15 protein-coding genes are annotated in these 17,462 nt (G+C 74.9%); 6 read left to right on the forward strand and 9 right to left on the reverse strand.

The window, feature by feature from the left end; translation table 11 throughout:
* Positions 1-533: 533 nt before the first annotated feature.
* The gene (locus tag PUR61_RS25550; protein ID WP_329881736.1) at positions 534-1,145 is read right to left on the reverse strand and encodes a TIGR03086 family metal-binding protein; all 612 of its coding nucleotides are present in this window, start codon (positions 1,143-1,145) and stop codon (positions 534-536) included.
* A 282-nt stretch (positions 1,146-1,427) separates the two neighbouring features.
* On the opposite strand from PUR61_RS25550, the gene PUR61_RS25555 reads away from it, so the two are divergent.
* Complete coding sequence (locus PUR61_RS25555) at positions 1,428-2,816, forward strand: serine hydrolase domain-containing protein (protein ID WP_329881737.1); 1,389 nt, start codon at positions 1,428-1,430, stop codon at positions 2,814-2,816.
* Here the strand turns inward: PUR61_RS25555 and PUR61_RS25560 are convergent.
* The 8 genes from PUR61_RS25560 to PUR61_RS25595 all read right to left on the reverse strand — a co-directional run bounded on the left by PUR61_RS25560 (position 2,804) and on the right by PUR61_RS25595 (position 11,566).
* Positions 2,804-6,160 (reverse strand): BTAD domain-containing putative transcriptional regulator, encoded by a 3,357-nt coding sequence (locus PUR61_RS25560; RefSeq protein ID WP_329881738.1) that lies wholly within the window; start codon positions 6,158-6,160, stop codon positions 2,804-2,806. The two genes, PUR61_RS25555 and PUR61_RS25560, sit on opposite strands and share 13 nt — an antisense overlap.
* Before the next feature lie 119 nt (positions 6,161-6,279).
* Positions 6,280-6,999 carry a hypothetical protein gene (locus PUR61_RS25565; RefSeq protein ID WP_329881739.1) on the reverse strand — a complete coding sequence of 240 codons (720 nt, stop codon included), beginning with the start codon at positions 6,997-6,999 and terminating at the stop codon, positions 6,280-6,282.
* A gap of 211 nt (positions 7,000-7,210) precedes the next feature.
* Entirely contained in the window at positions 7,211-7,846 is a 636-nt protein-coding gene (locus PUR61_RS25570) for an isochorismatase family protein (protein WP_329881740.1), read from the reverse strand.
* 195 nt (positions 7,847-8,041) lie between these two features.
* The gene (locus PUR61_RS25575; protein WP_329881741.1) at positions 8,042-9,034 is read right to left on the reverse strand and encodes a GlxA family transcriptional regulator; all 993 of its coding nucleotides are present in this window, start codon (positions 9,032-9,034) and stop codon (positions 8,042-8,044) included.
* Positions 9,035-9,238: 204 nt separating this feature from the next.
* Positions 9,239-9,646 carry a nuclear transport factor 2 family protein gene (locus PUR61_RS25580; protein ID WP_329881742.1) on the reverse strand — a complete coding sequence of 136 codons (408 nt, stop codon included), beginning with the start codon at positions 9,644-9,646 and terminating at the stop codon, positions 9,239-9,241.
* A 182-nt stretch (positions 9,647-9,828) separates the two neighbouring features.
* Positions 9,829-10,485, reverse strand: a complete 657-nt coding sequence (locus PUR61_RS25585) for a rhomboid-like protein (RefSeq protein ID WP_329881743.1) — start codon at positions 10,483-10,485, stop codon at positions 9,829-9,831.
* Between the two features lie 30 nt (positions 10,486-10,515).
* On the reverse strand, positions 10,516-10,899 hold the full coding sequence (locus PUR61_RS25590) for a hypothetical protein (RefSeq protein ID WP_329881744.1): 384 nt from the start codon (positions 10,897-10,899) through the stop codon (positions 10,516-10,518).
* Positions 10,900-10,972: 73 nt separating this feature from the next.
* Entirely contained in the window at positions 10,973-11,566 is a 594-nt protein-coding gene (locus tag PUR61_RS25595) for a DUF4291 domain-containing protein (RefSeq protein WP_329881745.1), read from the reverse strand.
* A gap of 194 nt (positions 11,567-11,760) precedes the next feature.
* On the opposite strand from PUR61_RS25595, the gene PUR61_RS25600 reads away from it, so the two are divergent.
* The 5 genes from PUR61_RS25600 (at position 11,761) to PUR61_RS25620 (ending at position 17,388) form a co-directional block, all read left to right on the forward strand.
* Positions 11,761-13,071, forward strand: coding sequence for a cytochrome P450 (locus PUR61_RS25600; RefSeq protein ID WP_329881746.1), 1,311 nt, complete (start codon positions 11,761-11,763; stop codon positions 13,069-13,071).
* A gap of 173 nt (positions 13,072-13,244) precedes the next feature.
* The gene (locus PUR61_RS25605; RefSeq protein WP_329881747.1) at positions 13,245-13,454 is read left to right on the forward strand and encodes a cold-shock protein; all 210 of its coding nucleotides are present in this window, start codon (positions 13,245-13,247) and stop codon (positions 13,452-13,454) included.
* A 414-nt stretch (positions 13,455-13,868) separates the two neighbouring features.
* The gene (locus PUR61_RS25610) at positions 13,869-15,143 is read left to right on the forward strand and encodes a discoidin domain-containing protein (protein WP_329881748.1); all 1,275 of its coding nucleotides are present in this window, start codon (positions 13,869-13,871) and stop codon (positions 15,141-15,143) included.
* A 2-nt stretch (positions 15,144-15,145) separates the two neighbouring features.
* Positions 15,146-16,420: an MFS transporter gene (locus tag PUR61_RS25615; protein ID WP_329881868.1), complete on the forward strand. Its 1,275-nt coding sequence runs from the start codon at positions 15,146-15,148 to the stop codon at positions 16,418-16,420.
* Positions 16,417-17,388: a TolB family protein gene (locus PUR61_RS25620; protein ID WP_329881749.1), complete on the forward strand. Its 972-nt coding sequence runs from the start codon at positions 16,417-16,419 to the stop codon at positions 17,386-17,388. Before PUR61_RS25615 ends, PUR61_RS25620 begins: the two co-directional genes overlap by 4 nt.
* The last annotated feature ends 74 nt before the right edge of the window (positions 17,389-17,462 follow it).

A 17,462-nucleotide genomic window follows, 5' to 3' on the forward strand; every position in this document is an offset into this window, starting at 1 on the left:
GGCCCTGGTGAGCGGTGTGCTCGGTGCAACGGGTTCGAAGTTACGGGGGTGGTGGTGGGGGTTTCAAGGATTCTGAGGTTTAGGCATGTCAGGGGGTGGTTACCGGTCGTAAGGATCAAGGAAATGGGGTGTTTTGAAGGCTAATGTCCCTATTTTCAAGATCGTTGGGGGGTGGGAAGTGGTCCGGGCCACAGGGGTGGGGCTGTGAGGCCGCGCACATGGTCGACGGTGGGTGACGGTGTCTCTGCCGGGGGTGGTGGAAAGGGTGGCGGGTCACCTGCCTCCGGGTGGCCCGCACCACAGCCCTCACCCTGCGTGGCCGCGGAGGAACCGGAACGGCAGGAACGACGGGCGTTCCGGCGCTTCGACGAGGTCACCGGGCCGTCCGGAGCCCGTCGCCCGCACGCGGGGCGGGGCAGCACGAACGACCGGCGGCCCCTGAAGGGGACCGCCGGATCGGTGGGGAGGGGTGAACGGGCCGTCGTACCTGTTGGGCGCCGCAGAGGGCCGGGGCCCGCGCGACCGCCGTCCGCTCAGATCCGGTCGGCGGACCAGCCCGGGTCGCGGCCGGTGAGGGCCAGCAGCAGCTCCTGGGAGTCGGCACCAGGAGGGGCGGTGCGGGGCGGGTCGAACCGGCCGGTGCCCGCCGGGTCGCGGTAGCTCCGGAACTCGGCGAGCGCGTACCGGGCGGCGTCCCGGGGCATCCGCCCGGTCTCGCCCAGCGCGCGGGCCAGGTCCCAGCCGTGCACGACGGTCTCGGCGGTGAGCTCACGGACGTAACCGCCGGCGTCCCGCATCCCGTACGGCAGGTGCACGAGGAGGTCGGGTGCGCCGGGTTCGGCGAGTGCGCGCACGGGGCTGTCGACGGCCATCGTCCAGACGCCGAGGGGGTTGCGGCCCAGCACGTCCCCCTCGAAACGGTGGCCGATCTGCTCCGGGGTGTAGCCCGCCACCGCCTGGCAGACCCAGAGGTGCTGAGCGGCGAGGTGGTTCACCAGCGTGCGCACGTCCCAGTCGCGGCAGGGGGTCGGCGCTCTCCACCGGTCGTCCGGAACGGCCCGCACCAGCCTGGCCACGTCCGCTCCGGCGGCGGCGTACTGCGTGCGGACCTCCGCGTGGAACCCGATCGGGTGAGGACAGTCCATCGCCGGGCCTCCGTCTCCTGCCCTGCTCACTACCAGTGAACCGCTACCGGCTGCGACCTGCCAGGGCTGCGGGGACGCCGCCGCGGGCCGCCCCGACAACCACCCGGGGTCACCGGAACCCGCCCGGGGTCACCGCCGCGACCCGGGAACGGGGCCCGGCACCGGGCGCCGGGAACCGGAGCGCCCGTGGCCGGCCGCCTGCCAGCGTGTTGTGCGCGGCTTGCCAGCGGCCGGGCGGAGGCTGGGGCCGTCCAGCAGAGCCAGAACGAGGAGGACGGTTCCATGTCCCAGCAGCACTCGGTGTCCCGGCAGGCGTCTTCGCCGGGGCGTCCGGCCCCGGCGGGCAGAACGGCGTGGTCGCGCTGGCGGCGGACGGTGCCGGCGGTGGTGACGGTGTCGGGCCTGGCCATGGGGTTGGCGGCGCCCGCGGTCGCGGCTCCCGCACCGGCACCGGTGGTGGTCGAGGAGGGCGCCGAGTCGCAGCGGGCCCGGTTGACGGAACTGGCGCGGCAGCTCGTGGCGGCGGGAGCGCCGGGGGTGATCGTCCGGGTGGACGACGGCCGCGGCCGGCCCGTCGAGATCGTCGAGCAGGCCCCCTGGGCCGCGCGGGACCAGCGGCTCAGGGCCGGCGACGAGTTCCGGATGGGCTCCAACACCAAGACCATGATCGCCACGATCGTGCTGCAACTGGTCGCCGAGGGCAGGCTCGCCCTGACCGACCCGGTGGAGAAGTGGCTGCCGGGCCGGATCCCGAACGGCGCGGCGATCACGCTGCGGATGCTGCTGAACCACACCAGCGGCCTCTTCGACTACACCGAGGACGGCGCCGTCCTGGGCTCGATCCTCGGCCAGGACCGGCGGCGGTGGACCTCCACGGAACTGCTCGCCCTGGGCGTACGGCACGAGCCGCTGTTCGCTCCCGGCGCGAAGTGGTCCTACAGCAACACGAACTACGCCGCGGTCGGCGCCGTCCTCGAAGCGGTCACCGGCGCGAGCCCGGCCGACCTGATCCGTGACCGGATCGCCCGGCCGCTGGGCCTGTGGCACACCTACCTCGCCACGGACTCCCGCTGGCGCGGCCGGTACGCCCGGGGGTACGAACCGGACGCCGCCCACATGCCGGCCGGCGTGCCCGCCGAGTTCCGGGTGGTCGCCGGGCCGGGCCGGGACGGCCACGTCGACACCTCCGCCAACAACCCGAGCTGGGGCGGAGCCGCCGGGGCGGTGGTCTCCACGGCGCAGGACTGGTCCCGCTTCTACACGGCGCTGATGTCCGGCAGGCTCCTGCCGGCGGCCCAGCTCGAAGAGCTGCGCACCACCGTGCCGATGGATCCGGAGGATCCGGAGGGAGCCGGGTACGGGCTGGGCATCGAGACGGGGGCCACCCCGTGCGGCACGGTCTGGGGCCACGGCGGGGGGATCACCGGGTACAGCAGCGGCAACCTCACCGACGGGACCGGTGCGCGCACCTCCACCGTGCTCGTCCCGACGGAGTTCCTGTTCGAGTTCGGTGCCGATCAGCGACTGCTGGAGGCCGACCGGGCGCTCCGGACGGCGGTGATCTGCACGATGTTCGGCAAGCCGGTTCCGGCCCAGGCCCGGGCCGGGGCTGCGGCCGAGACCCCGGCGGGTGCGGTGCCGTCCTTCACGGGCGTGACTCAGACGGGCTGATCCGGCCGACCGGACTGCCCGGGCTGACCGGCCCGACCGGTCAGCCCCGGGCGGGCTCCGGGCGCGGCGACGACCGCCGACGCGAGGCCCCTGGCCTCGGTCCGCGGCATCGCCGCGCCCGCGGCGCGCGCCGCCGCGAACCCGTCGCCCAACGCGGCGGCGGCCCGCCGCTCGACCCCGCGGACGACGGCGTCGCCCAGGTCGTCCGGGCCCCGCAGCACGGCGGCGGCCCCGAGCAACCGGGCCGCGCTCGCCGGCCGGTCGCGGCCGAGCTCGATCCCGGCGACGGCGGCCACGATCCCGGCCGCGGCCGGGGTGTCCCGGGCCAGCATCAGGTGCACCGCCGGGTGGTCGAGCCGTCGGGCGGCGTCCTCCGGGCGGCCCTCCTCCGTGTCCACCTGGGCGAGGACCGCCAGCAGCAGGGCGGTGAGGTGCGACGGGACCGCCCGGCCGTCGGGCGACTCGGCCAGCGCGATCCGCGCGTGTTCGCGGGCCGGCCCCGGCCGTCCGGCCAGCCACTCCAGCCGGGCCAGGCCCAGCCGGACGTGTGCTCGCGGCTCGGCCGCCCCGGCCCGCGTCACCTCGTCGAGCAGCCCCTCCAGGAGTCGCCGCCCGCCCTCCACGTCCCCGGCCTGGGCGATCGCCAGCCCGGTCCGCACGTCGTTCTCGATCGAGTACTCCCGGATGTCGAGCTCCTGGAAGTACCGGGCCGCCTCCTCGTTCAGGGCCAGTGCGCCGGCCGGGTCGCCGGACCGCTGCCGGATCGACCCCAGGGTGCTCAGCGTGGTCGCCGCGCCCCACCGTTCCCCGAGCTCCTCGAAACCGGTCCGTGCGCGGGCAAGCAACTCCGTCGCGCCGGCGAGGTCGCCGGTGCGCATGGCCAGCAGGCCCCGGACCATCAGCCCGAACGCCCGGCTCCAGGGGTCCCCTCCAGCCCCGCCCCCCTCCGTCGGCGGACGGGAGGAGCACCCTGCGTCCGTTGCGTCCGGGCCGCCCTCCGGGCCCGGGGGCGGTGCCGGCCGGGCGGCGGCGACGGCCGACCGGGCCATCTCCAGCAGGGGATGGACACCGGGGTCGATGCCCTCCACCGCGCGCACCATCCGGTGGAAGGCGGCCTCGGCCTCGTGGGGCGGGCCGACGGCCTCGGTGCCCAGCGTGTGCGTCACGACCACCAGTGCCCTGGCCACCGGATCGGCCGGCCCGGGCATCGCGAGCACCTGGCCGAGCAGGTCCGACGACTCGGGCGGGTTGCCCCGCATGGTCCAGTACCAGCACAGTGCGGCGCCGAACCGGACGGCCGTGGCGGCGTCCCCGGCCTCGACCGTCCGGCGCACGGCGGTGAACAGGTTGTCCCGCTCGGCCGACAGCCTTGCCAGCAGGCGCAGTTGGTCGCGGGTGCGCAGCCGGGGCTCGGCCCGTTCGACCAGGTCGAGGAGGAATCCGGTGAGGCGTGCGCGGACGGCGCCGGTCTCCCCGCGCCCGGCGAGCTGTTCCAGGCCGTACTCCCGGACGGTCTCCGGCATCCGGTGGCGCAGCTCGCCGGTGTCGGCGGACCAGACCGGGTGGAGCAGCGACTTGTCGGCGAGACCCGACAGCAACTCCTCGACGTCGTCCGCCCGATGGGGGGCGGACCCGAAGACCGCCCGCGCCGCGTCCTCGGCGAAGCTGCCGGGGACCACCGCGAGCCGCTCCAGGAGCGCCCGCTCGTCGTCGGCCAGCAGGTCCCAGCTCCAGGCCACCACGGCGCGCAGGGTCCGGTGGCGGGGCAGCGCGGTGCGGCTGCCCCCGGTGAGCAGCCGGAACCGGTCGTCCAGGCGGGCCGTGACGACCTCGATCGGCAGGGTCCGCAGCCGGGCCGCCGCCAGTTCGATCGCCAGCGGCAGGCCGTCCAGGCGGCGGCAGATCTCGATCACCGCGGGCAGGTCGTCGTCCACGGTGAAGCCGGGGCGGACCGCGTCGGCCCGGTCCTGGAACAACCGGATCGCCGCACAGGCCCGGGCCTGCGGGGCCGGCGCACCCGGTTCGGGCAGGTCCAGGGGGAGCACCGGGTGGAGGGTCTCGCCGTCGATCCGCAGCGGTTCGCGGCTGGTGGCCAGGATCCGCAGCCGGGGGCAGCGGCCGAGCAGGGAGCCGGCCAGCGCGGCCGCGGTCTCGATCACGTGCTCGCAGTTGTCGAGGACGAGGACCAGGTCGTCGTCCGCCACGGCCTCGGCCAGGCGGTCCAGGATCTCCCCGGGCGAGCCCGGACCGGTGTCCGGGGACGCCCCGGCCGGCCGGTCCGGGGCCGGAGGGCGTTCGGGCGGGTCGACGTCGCGCGCCCGGAGGGTGTCGAGAGCGGCGCGCGCCACCCCGTCCGGGCCGACCGGCGCCAGGGCGACGAACCACACGCCGCAGGACGGCGTGAGCCGGTGTCCGGCGGCGCCGGCGAGCCGGGTCTTGCCGGAGCCCCCGGGACCGACCAGGGTGACCAGCCTGGTCCGGTCGAGCAGGTCGACGACCCGGCGGACGTCGTCCTGACGGCCGATGAAGCTGGTCAGCGGAGCGTCCAGGTTCCCGTGGACCCGCGATCGGCGGAACGGCCGGTGCGCGTCCGGGTGCTGTCGCTGCGGGGGGACCTCGCCGCGCAGCACGGCGAGGTGGGCCGCCTGGAGCCGGGGCCCGGGGTCGCTGCCGAAGGTGTCGGCGAGCCGGTCGCGCAGTCGCTGGTAGGCGGCCAGGGCTTCGGCGCGTCGGCCTGCGGCGGCGAGCGCGCGGATCAGCTGGGCGTGCAGTCGTTCGTGGAGCGGGTGGCCCGCCGTCAGCGACTCCAGCTCGGCGACCAGGTCGGGGCCGGGGCCGAGCGCGAGTTCGGCCTCGATCCGGTCCTCCGTGGCGGCCAGCCGCACCCGTTCCAGCCGTGCGGCCTCGGTGTCGCCGAACGGTGCCTCGCGGACGTCCGCGAGGGCCGGGCCGCTCCACAGCCCCAGGGCCTCCCGCAGCGTCGCGACGGCCTCGGCGGGCCGGTCCTGGGCGAGTGACTGCCGCCCGGAACGCGCCAGCCGCTCGAACCGGACGGCGTCCACCGCGTCCGGTTCGACGGTGAGCCGGTAGCCGGCCGGCCCTGCGGTGAGCAGCGCGGGATCACCCAGGACGCGACGCAACCGGGACACCAGCGACTGCAGCGCGTTCGCCCGGTCCGCGGGCGGCTCCCCGGCCCACAGGGATTCGACGAGGGTCTCCGGCCGGACGCCGCGCCCGGCGTCCAGCGCGAGCCGTGCCAGGAGTGCCCGTAGCCGGGGACCGCCGACCGGTGTCGGGCCGGCGCCGAGGTCCAGCACCAGAGGTCCGAGGAGATCGACACGCACGCGCCCACTATCGCAGCAGCGCCTGTTCGACGGTCAAGCCGGTCCGGTGGGCGACCGGATCCGTGCGAACGGGACGGAGGCACCGCCGTGGGTGCGGTGCCTCCGGGCCTTCGATCGGGTCAGGCGCGCGCGAGGACCCACGCGCCGAGGCCGCCGCAGCCGGACGCCTGGTAGGAGGTGGAGCGGAAGCCGGGCGGGATGGGCGAGCCCGGGCAGGTCCACAGGCCGACGCGCGCGATGTTGTGGCGCCAGGATCCGGCGCCGGAGCAGCCGTTCTGGATGTAGTCGGTGCTGACGTACCCGGCGACGACCGGCGAGCCGCCGCACGTCCAGATCCCGTCCTTGGCGAGGTTGTGGCGCCAGGAGCCCACGCCGGCGCAGCCGTTGCGGATGTGGTCGGTGATCACGTACCCGGTGACGACCGGCGAGCCGCCGCAGGTCCAGATCCCCTCGCGGACGAGGTTGTGGCGCCAGTTCCCGATGCCGTTGCAGCCGCTCTGCGTGTGGTCGGTGGTGACGTACCCGGTGACGACCGGCGAGCCCGAACAGGTCCAGATCCCGTCCTTGGCGGGTTCCTGGTACCAGGAGCCGCGGCCGCTGCAGCCGCCGCGCTCCCACGCGGTGACGACCCATCCGGGGGTGATGGCCTCGCCGGAGCAGGCCCACCTGCCGGAGGCCGCCGACGTCTGGGCCGCCGCGCTCGACACCCCGGTGGTGGTGCCGGCGAGGACGAAGGCGGCCATGAGCGCGAGGGCGCCCAGGGTGGCGCCGAGTCCCCGGCGGGCGATCCTGCGGAGGGTCGAGGTCGCCAGACGCTTCCACAATTGACGCTCGTGCATGGTCAATTCACTCCAGTCCTGTCGAAGAGCACGCTTGATACGGCTCGTTGGTCGGGAAACCGGGCGGTGGAACGGCCTCACCCTACGCGGAGATCCTGTGTCTGTGGTGTGCTCATGGAGTGGAGTGCCCATTGTGGCCGGAAATGTGACATGAACGCGGCCGGGCGGGCGGGCGGGCCTCCCGCACGGCCGCGTCCGTGTCCGGGCGGGGTCAGGCGGGGAGGTCCTCGGCGGTGGGGACGCTGAGCCCGAACAGGTCGGTGACGGTGGTCAGGGCGGCGGACCGGAGTGCCGCGGCCGGCAGCACGGTGCCGTCCGGACCGGTCAGCGCGCGGGTGGCGGTGGCCGCGGCGACGACGGTGGGCCGGTAGCCGCGGTGGAAGGCGCCCTGGGCGGTGAAGGTGACGCACATGTGGGTCATGAACCCGGCCAGGACGAGGTCCTTCCCGGCGCCCGGGGCGAAGCCCAGGTCGGTGAGGGTCTCCTCCAGCGTGGTGGCGTGGAACGCGTCGGGGAACTGCTTGACCACGACCGGCTCGCCGTCGACCGGGGCGACCTCGTCGCTGAGGGAGCCGATGTCGGCGCGGATGTCGTAGGGGGTGCCCTCGCCGCCGTCGTTGACGATGTGGACGACCGGTGTGCCGGCGGCGCGGGCGCGCTCCAGCAGGCGGGCGGCGGCTGCGAGGGCCTCCTCGGCGCCCTCCAGCGCCATGACGCCGGTGCGGTAGGTGTTCTGGAAATCGATCATGATCAGGGCCGATTCGCCCAGCCGCGGCGGCCGGTTGTCCAGGCCGATCACGTCGCGCAGGGTCGTGGAGGGGGTCGTGACGGGGGTGCCGGTGGTCATGGTGGGGCCTTTCGTCGGACGAGTGGATACGAGGGGCCGGGCGCGGGTGCGCCCGGGGAAGGGGCAGGCCGGGTGGGGGCAGGCCCGGAGACGGGGCCTTCCCGGAGGGGGCGTGGCGGGCCGGCCCGCCACGCGTCAGGCCGGCGCGGGGGCGGACGGGCCGGTGGTCGGCGTGGCGGTCGGACGGGCCGGTGGTCAGACCGTCCGGGTGCGGAAGCTGCGGCGGTAGGCCGCCGGGGTGGTGGCGAGCTGCCGCCGGAACGCCCGGTGCAGCGTCTCGGCGGAGCCGAGCCCGGACGCGGACGCGACCAGGTCGAGCGGATCGTCGGTGGCCTCCAGCGCGCGCCGGGCCGCCTCGACGCGGGCCGCTTCGACGTACGCGCCCGGAGTGGTGCCCGTCTCCTGTTTGAAGACGCGGGCGAAGTGCCGCTCGCTGAGGCACATCCGGGCGGCCAGCGCCGGCGCGGACAGCTCCTCGTCGAGATGGTCGGCGATCCAGAGGCACAGCTCGTCGATGTCCCGCCGGCCGGCGGGAGGGCGGCTGAGCGGGACGGAGAACTGGCTCTGCCCGCCCTGCCGCTTCAGGTACACCACCAGCTGCCGGGCCACCGCCAGGGCGGCCTGCTCGCCCAAGTCCTCGGCCACCAGGGCCAGCGAGAGGTCCAGGCAGGCGCTGATCCCGGCCCCGGTCCACAGCCGGCCGCGGTCGGTGCGGACGAAGATCGGGTCCGGGTCGACCGTGACGTCCGGGTGGTCGGCGGCCAGCTGGTCGGCGGTCGACCAGTGGGTGGTGGCGGTCCTCCCGTCCAGCAGGCCGGCCGCTGCCAGCAGGTGCGCGCCCACGCAGACCGACGCCACCCGCCGGGCGTGCGGGGCGGTCTCCCTGACCCAGGACACGACGGCGTCGTCGATCCGGGCGCGCGGGCCGTCGTCGGTCATGTCGACCGCGCCCGGCACCAGCAGGGTGTCCACCTGCCCGCCGACGTCCTCGAAGGCCACGTCGGTGAGCAGCCGCACTCCCGCCGACGTGCGCACCGCACCGACGGTCGGCCCGGCGAGGCGGACCCGGTAGCCGGCGCGGCCCGCGGTCTCCCGGTTGGCCAGCGCGAAGACCTCGGCCGGGCCGGTGACGTCGAGGAGGTCGACGTCGGGGAAGACCGCGATGACGACACGGTGCGGAGTGGGCATGCGTTCATCCTCGCCCGGTGCGGCCGGTGGCAGCAATGACGGTTCCCTGTCACATTCGGACACGGTCCGCGCCTCCGCCCCTCCGCCCCTCCCCGCAGACCGGGGGCGTCCGGCCGGGGGTGGCTGTCGTGCCCGAGTCGGCCGCCGAGTACCTGGCGGACCTGCCGGACCTGGCGGCGCGCCGGGACGACGCGGGGGGCGGCGCTACTCCGCTCCGGTGGCGTCCGGGAAGGAGTGGTGTTCGTGCGCGACGACCCAGCGGCCGTCCTCCTTGCGCAGGCCCAGGGTGAGCCGCAGGCGCTGCGCGGGCCGTTCGGCGAGGTCCGCCGGTGTGCCGCAGCGCAGCAGGGCGTGGGCGAAGGCGACGTCCGCGCCGGCCGTGACGTCGAGCGCCTCGATCTCGAACGCGGCTCCCTGGGCCTGCCACTCGAAGAACGGCGGCCAGGTGTCGCGGTACGCGTCGATGCCCCGGACACCCTCGTACGGCGGCGGCACGTCGAACATCACGATGTCCCGGGCGTGGTCCGCGAGGACGCCCGGGAGATCGCCCCGGTGGACCGCCGAGGCCCAGTCCTGCACCAGCGCCCTGATCCGGTCTTCCTCGGTCGTCATGGTCAGGATGCTGCGCCCCGCGCGGCCGGCCCGCAACGGCAGCGGGAGCCGCCTGCCGGATCCCGCTGCCGGTCCGACCGCCCCGGCTTGCCCCGGCTTGCCCCGGCCCGCGCCGTACCGCGTCGGGCCGCACCGCGGGGGCGTGCGGTACGGCCCCGGAACGGTCGGACCAGGGCGCGCGGTCAGGTGCGGGCCGGGGCCGGGGGCGAGGAGACGGCCTCCGGCGCGGGGCGGGCCGGAGGCGAGTGACGGAACCGGTGCACGGCCGCTATCACGAGTCCGGCGGCGAAGGCGAGCACGTGGCCGACGGCCGCCACCGCTCCCTCGCCGAGCCCGTCGAGCAGGGCGGGGGCGGCCACGAGCAGCATCACCAGCCACACCGCCCGCCACCACACCGGACGGGCCCGGAGGACAGCCACCGTCATCGCCGCGACCACGACGTAGGACGGGCCGGTGTCCAGCGTGTGGGCCTCGGAGGCGGGCAGCGCGCCGTGGTCGATGCGCCACCAGACCAGCGCCTCCGTCAGCAGGGTCGCACCGACCTGCGCGAGCGCCAGCGACACCACCGCGCGGCGGGCGCCGAGTGCCGAGACGACCGTGCACACGGACAGCGCGAACACCGGCCACACCCAGGGACTGTCCTGCGGCACGAACGCCGACACCACCAGCGACTCGACCGGATGGCCGGACGGCCAGGGGTGCAGGTTCGCCAGATTGGTCGACGCCCATTCCCGCAGCGCCAGCACCCGATCGGGCGGCAGCAGCACCAGGACGGGGCACATGACGGACAGGGCGGCCACGTACCAGGCCCCGGGATTGCGAACGATCCGACGGATCACGACGGCCTCACTCCCCGCCCGGCCGCCCGGCTAGCGGGCACGCCGCCGCGGCCGGCCGCCGACGGCCACGGCCGCCCCGGCGGTGACCGCGCAGACCGCCACCGCGCCGGAGGCCATCAGCCCGCGCCGGGAGCGCCAGGACAGCACCGACCAGCGGGAGCCGGCCGACAGCAGCGAGCCGAGGCTCAGCCACGACCCGGCCGAGAGCGCGGACAGTGCCGAGCCGGCCGAACCGACGGACAGCACGCTGCCGACCGAGCCGATCGACAGCACGGACCCGACCGAGCCGATCGAGAGGACCGAGCCCACCGAGCCGACGGACAGCACGGAGCCCCTGGGCCGGCGCGCCGAGCGGGCCGCCGGTGCCGTGACCGGTGCCGTGGCCGGGGGCGAGGATGCGTTGCGTTGCGACATTCGCCGATCGTATGCCGCTGTTCCACCCGCCGTCATGACGGTGGGTCGGGCGCGGCCCTCCCGGTTGCCGGGGTCACCGGTGCAGGTGGGCCAGAGCCCCGGCGGGGACGGGGTAGGGGCGTTCCACCGGCAGGAGCCGGCGAGCGCCCTCCGGATCGCCGTCGCGTACGCACTGCCGGATCCGGTGGGCGAGCGCCGTCACGTCGGTGACGGCGACGGTCCACTCCTCCGCGTACCGGTGGGCGGCGATCCCGGCGAGGCCGAGCTGGAGCGAACGGTACGGCAGGGGTTGCAGGTCCAGATCACGTTCGGGATCCCACTGGACCCGGGCGGGCGCACGCCGCAGCAGGCTCTTCCAGGTGGCGCGGTCCGGGTGCAGCCCGCGTTCGTAGTGCGTCGGGCAGGCGTGCTCCAGCGCCCACTCGAACCCCTCGCGGCCGATCTCGACGGCGAGGACGGTCTCCTGGCCCTCCTTCGTCCCCCACCCCGAGCGGTACATCATCCAGAGGAAGGAGGGCTTGACCCACGTCATGCGGTCCCGTTTCCACCGGGCGGGGAAGCGGCCGTCGCGGGCCGCCGGGAGGCCGATCTCCGGCGGGTACGCCTGGTAGACGGTGACGGTGGACGCCGTGTGGGCGGCGCGGATCCGGTACGGGGGTTCTGCCATGGCACCCACCTTGGCGGCGCCGCCGTGCCGGGTGCCAGCGAATTACCGGGCGCGCGGCCCGCCGCCACCGGGGGCCGGCGGGAGCCCCGGACGCCTCCGCCCGGCGGACCGGGGCCCGCCGGACCGGGGCCCGCCGGACCGGGCGCGCACGGCGTCCTGGCGGGCGGGCCGGGGCTGCCGTACGGTCGGTCCGTGTGACCCCCGACCAGGCACACCTGAACCGGATCTTCCTCCCCGGGACCTACGCCGACGGAGTTCCGTACGAGCTGTTCCGGGAGCTGCGCGCGCAGGGGTCCGTGTGGTGGGTCGAGGAGCCGGCGGTGGGGGCGTGGCCGCCGGGCCCCGGGTACTGGGCGGTGCTGCGGCACGCGGACGTGAAGCACGTGCTCCGCAGCCCGGACGTGTTCTCCTCGCACCTGGGCGCGACGCAGATCCGGGATCCGGGTACGGCGGCGGACCTCGACTTCGCCCGGACGATGATACTCAACCAGGACCCGCCCGACCACTCCCGGCTGCGCCGCATCGTCGCGGGAGCGTTCACCCCGCGTACCCTCCGCGAGCTGGCCGCCGACATCGAGCGGCACGCCGCGGACGCCGTCCGGCAGGTGCGCGCCCGGGGCGGGACGGACTTCGTCCGGCTCGCGGCCGACCTGCCGGTGCGGACCCTGGCCCGGGTCATGGGTGTCCCGGAGCAGGACCGGCAGCTGTTGCAGGACTGGGCGAACCGGGTGATCGGCTACCAGGACGCCGACTACGCCGACTCCCGTACGGTCGACCCGGAGACGCTCACCGACCTCGGCCGGGCGGCGCTCGCCCACCGCCCCGTCGGCCGGACAGCCCCGGACGGGCGCCCGGTCGACCCGCGTTCGCGTGCTGCCCTCGCCGACATGTTCGCCTACGCCCACGCCCTCGCCGAACGGCCGCGTCCGGGAAGCCTGTTGGCCCGGATGCGGGAGGGCGGGCTCGGTGTCGCGGAGTTCGAGACCATGTTCTTCCTGTTCGCGGTGGCCGGCAACGAGACGGTGCGCAACGGGCTGCCGGGCGGTGTGCACGCGCTGCTCAGCCACCCCGAGCAGTACCGACTGCTGGTGAACCGGCCGGAGTTGACCGCCTCGGCGGTCGAGGAGATGCTGCGCTACTGGCCGCCCGTGGTGGACTTCCGGCGCACCGCCACCCGGGATGTCGGGATGGGCGGCCGACGGATCCGCCGCGGCGACAAGGTGGTGGTCTACCACGCGTCCGCCAACCGCGACGAGGAGGTCTTCCCGGACCCGGACCGCTTCGACGTCACCCGCACCCCGAACGACCACGTCAGCTTCGGTCACGGCCCGCACTTCTGCGTCGGCGCGCAGCTGGCGCGCCTGCAGATGACGGCGCTGCTCCGTCAGGTCCTCACCGAACTGCCCGGCCTGGCGCTGGTCCCCGGTGCGGCGCCGGCCCGTCTGGTGTCGAACTTCCAGAACGGTCTCAAGCAGCTGCCGGTCCGGTGGCACCTGCGCGACTGACGGCGGTATCCGGCCGACGGCCGGCCTCCGGGGTGGCGGGCCGTCGCCGCGCCACCGGCCCGGGCAGCCGCCCGCCGAAGGGGTTGCCGGCCCTGCGTCGCAGCCTCGCGGTGAACCCGGGCTCTGCCATGATCGCCGTGTCGGGTTCGGTGGATCTTCTGAGTGGAGTGGCTGTGGCAGAGCGGCAGAACGGCACGGTGAAGTGGTTCAACGACGAGAAGGGCTACGGCTTCATCACTCCGGAGTCCGGACCGGACCTGTTCGTTCACTTCCGGGCGATCCAGGCGGAGGGCTTCAAGTCCCTGTTCGAGGGCCAGAAGGTGACGTTCGTGGCGGTCGAGGGCGAGAAGGGGCTCCAGGCGGGCGAGGTCCGGCCGGAATAGCCCGCCGACCGGCCCGCCGTCACCCGCCACCGGCGGGGTGGCCGGACGCGTGGGGGTGGCAGTCGCCGACGGACCCGTGGGACCGGAGGGGCAGGAGGTGCCGGGCGAGCCGGCGGGGTGCCAACGCTGCTGAATCGTACGGAAGTTCGGTGCTGCTCGACTATTGGTAGGAAACTTTACTTTCTACTACGCTGTCGGCTGGCGGCTTGGCGCGGCGCCCCTGCCGGACGGGGCGTGACGCGCTCAGTGAGAGCTCTGTCCCGGCCGCCGCGGTGGTGCGGTTGCCGCTTGGCCGGTGGCGTCGTGTTGTGGTGCGCGCCGGTGTCCAGCTCTCACCGTTTCTCAAGGTCAGGGAGTCCAGGGATGCGTCTGGGTGTCTCGGCAAGGCCTGTTCGTGTCGGAGTGTTCGCCGCCGTGCTCACGTTGCTCGGCGGCCTGTTGCTCGGCTGGTCCGGGCGGGCGGGAGCGGCGGCCGATCCGCTGATCTCGCAGGGGAGGCCCGCGACGGCCTCGTCCACGGAGGGGTCGTCGTACGCGGCGGGGAAGGCGTTCGACGGGAGTGCCACCACGCGGTGGGCGAGCGTGGAGGGGAAGGACCCGCAGTGGCTGCAGGTGGACCTCGGCGGGAACGCCGGCGTCGGCCGCGTGAAGCTGAGTTGGGAGGCCGCGTACGCGAAGGCGTACCGGCTGGAGGTGTCGTCGGACGGGGTGACCTGGACGACGGTGGCCGAGGAGAAGGCCGGCAACGGCGGGACGGACGAGTGGACGGGGCTGGCGGCCAAGGGCCGCTACGTCCGGATCCACGGAACGGCGCGCGGGACGTCCTACGGGTACTCGCTGTTCGAGATGGAGGTCTACGGGGTGCTGGACGGCGGGCCGCCGCCGGGCGGGGCGTTCACCGTGGTCGCGGCGGGTGACATCGCCGCGCAGTGCACCGCCTCGGACAGCGGCTGCGCGCACCCGAAGACGGCCGCGCTCGCCCAGCAGATCAACCCGAAGTTCTACCTGACGATGGGTGACAACCAGTACGACGACGCCCGGCTGTCGGACTTCCGGAACTACTACGACAAGACCTGGGGGGCCTTCAAGGCGAAGACCCGCCCGGTGCCGGGCAACCACGAGACCTACGACCCGGCCGGTTCGCTCGCCGGGTACAAGTCCTACTTCGGCAGCATCGCCTACCCGCAGGGGAAGAGCTGGTACAGCTTCGACGAGGGCAACTGGCACTTCGTCGCGCTGGACTCCAACGCCTTCGACCAGAGCGCCCAGATCGACTGGCTGAAGGCGGACCTGGCGGCCAACGCGAAGAAGTGCGTCGCCGCCTACTTCCACCACCCGCTGTACTCCTCGGGCGGGCACGGCAACGACCCGGTCTCCCGGCCGGTGTGGAAGATCCTCTACGGCGCCAGGGCCGACCTGGTGCTGAACGGGCACGACCACCACTACGAGCGGTTCGCCCCGCAGGACCCGGACGGGAAGGCCACCGCGGACGGGATCGTCGAGATCGTCGGCGGGATGGGCGGTGCCGAACCGTACCCGATCGAGCAGGTCCAGCCGAACAGCCAGAAGCGGATCAGCGGTGACTACGGCGTGCTGAAGCTGGACTTCACCGACTCCGGGTACGGCTGGAGCTACGTCGGAACCGACGGCCAGGTCAAGGACAGCAGCCCGAAGTACAGCTGCCACTGATGATGTACCTGGCCACCACCGGCCGCCGTCCGGACGCGCCGCCCCGCCCCGCGGGGGTGGGGCGGCGCGTCCCCGGCACGGTCGTCGCGCTCGGAGCGGTCAGCCTGGTCACGGACGTCTCCTCGGAGATGGTCACCGCCGTGCTGCCGCTCTATCTGGTGCTGGGGCTCGGCCTCTCACCACTCCAGTTCGGTTTCCTCGACGGGTTGTTCAACGGGGCCACGGCGCTGGTCCGGTTGCTCGGCGGCAGGCTCGCGGACCGGGGCGGCGGCCGGCACCGGACCGTCGCCGGGGTCGGCTACCTGCTCTCCGCACTCTCCCGGCTCGGGCTGCTGCTGGCCGGTGGTGCGGCGGGCGGGATCGCCGCCGCGCTGACCGCCGACCGGCTCGGCAAGGGAGTCCGGACGGCCCCCCGGGACGCGCTGATCTCGCTCAGCGCACCGCCGGAGGCCCTCGGCCGGGCGTTCGGCGTGCACCGGGCGATGGACACCACCGGGGCGATGCTCGGACCGCTCGTCGCGTTCGCGGTGCTGTGGGCGACGGCGGACGCGTACGACGCGGTGTTCGTGGTCAGCTTCGCCGTCGGACTGCTCGGCGTGCTGGTGCTGGTGCTGTTCGTCCCGGCCGGGTCGGCGGTGCCTGCGGTGCCCGCGGTCGTCCCGAAGCCTGCCCGGACGAAGCCCGGCCGGACGAAGCCCGCCCGGAGGAGGGGCGGGGCACTGCGCGATCCGGTGTTCCGGCGGGTGGTCACGGCCGCCGCGCTGCTGGGGGCCGCGACCATCGGCGACTCCTTCGTCTACCTGCTGCTCCAGCGGGGCCTGGACCTGCCGCCCGTGCTCTTCCCGTTGCTCCCGCTCGGCGCGGCGGCGTGCTACCTGCTGCTGGCCGTACCGGCGGGCCGGATCGCCGACCGGACCGGGCGGCGCGTCCCGTTCCTCTGCGGGCACGGCGCCCTGCTCGCGGCCTACCTCACCCTGATGCTGGCGCCGGGGCGGCCGGCCGCGGTGCTCACCCTGGTGCTCCTGGGCGTCTTCTACGCGGCCACGGACGGCGTCCTGATGGCACTCGCCGGGCCGGTGCTGCCGCCGGAGGGACGGGCCGGCGGGCTCGCCGTCCTGCAGACCGGCCAGGCGCTGGCCCGGCTGGTCGGCGCGGCCGGGTTCGGCGCGGCCTGGACGTGGTGGGGCCCGCGTCCGGCCCTGGCGGTGAGCGCACTCGCGCTGGCCGCCGCACTCGCCGCCGCCTGGCGGATCCTGCCGGGAGGGGAGGTCGCGTGAAAGCGCGTTCGACGGTGCTGGTCCTCGCCGTCCTGGTGCTGCTGGGCGGCTCGCTCGGGTACGTCCTGCACGCCAGGCAGCGTGGCGGCGGGCCCCAACTCGTCGCGGCCGAGAGCTCGTTCAGCCTGAACGAACCCGGACTCTACTACCGGGACACCGCCACCGGCCGGGTCGCCCGCAGCCAGGGGGCGCCGGACGGGCCGTCCTGCGCCCGGTTCTACGCCGCGGGGGACCGGGCACTGTGCCTGCGGGCGCTGCCCGGTGTCCCGGCGCGGACCCAGGCGGTGGTGTACGACCGGCGGTTCACCGAGCTCCAGACGGTGACGGTGCCCGGCATCCCGAACCGGGCCCGGGTGTCGGCCTCCGGGCAGCTGCTCTCCTGGACCACCTTCGCCGTGGGGGACTCGTACGCGGCGGGCACCTTCTCCACCCGGACGTCGATCCTGGACCTGCGCACCGGCTACCTGGTCAAGTCGATCGAGTCCGTCCCGCTGACCGTCGGCGGTACCCGCCACCACGCCGCCGACGTCAACTACTGGGGCGTCACCTTCGCCGCCGACGACAACCGCTTCTACGCCACCGTCTCGACCGGTGGCCGGACCCACCTGGTCGAGGGCGACCTCCGGGCGTGGACGGCCCGGACGCTGCGGGAGAACGTCGAGTGCCCGTCGCTGTCGCCGGACGGCACCCGGATCGCCTTCAAGAAGAAGGTCTCGGCCGACCCGGCCGCGCCCTGGCGGCTCCACGTCCTGGAACTCGACGGGATGCGCGAGCACCCGCTGGCCGAGTCGCGCAGCGTGGACGACCAGGTGGCCTGGCTCGACGGGGAGACGCTCGGCTACGCGCTGCCGGGCCGGGACGGGAAGGGCACCGACGTCTGGGCCGTCCCGGCGGACGGCGGCGGGGCGCCGTACCTGCTGGTGCCCGGCGGCTCGTCGCCGGTGGCCGTGCCGGCGGCGCCGGGCTGACCCGCCGGACCGCCGGACCGCCGGACCGCCGGACCGGCGGACCGGCGGTACGCGGACGGGCGGCGGCCACCCTG

The sequence above is a fragment of the Streptomyces sp. BE20 genome (genome assembly GCF_036322525.1).
GTDB lineage: Bacteria > Actinomycetota > Actinomycetes > Streptomycetales > Streptomycetaceae > Kitasatospora.